At 67.4% G+C, this 402-nt stretch carries 1 protein-coding gene; it reads right to left on the reverse strand.

The window, feature by feature from the left end; genetic code table 11:
* A partial coding sequence (locus ACWTU9_RS33250) for an Ig-like domain-containing protein (protein WP_455862024.1) occupies window positions 1-402 on the reverse strand: 402 nt, incomplete at both ends.

The following is a 402-nucleotide window of genomic DNA, read 5'->3' on the forward strand; positions in this document are numbered from 1 at the left end:
CCGACAGGTTGATGGTGAGCGTGGTCGTCGACAGGTCGCCGTCGCCATCCATGATGGTGTAGACGAAGGTGTCCGTCGCGCCGCCGACCGGAACCACGTTGGGCAGGCCGTCATAGCTGTAGGTGCCGTTGGCGTTCAGCGTCAGCGTGCCGTAGGTGCCGGCAATGCCAGCTCCGCCAAGTCCGCCGCTCACCGGCACTGCGGTGTTGCTGCCGGCGGCCACGCCGACAACCCCGCCGCCAGCGGCAAAGCCGTCGGCGCCGGCGACGTCGTTGGTCAGCACGTTGCCCGTCACGATGGCGCCCTCGGCAGCATTGTTGCTGTTCGGGTTCGCCGTCGGCACGTCGTCGGTGACGTCGATGGTGATGGTGTTGGTGATGGTGTTGCCGTTGGCGTCGGTGG

This window comes from Mesorhizobium sp. 128a (assembly GCF_053848025.1).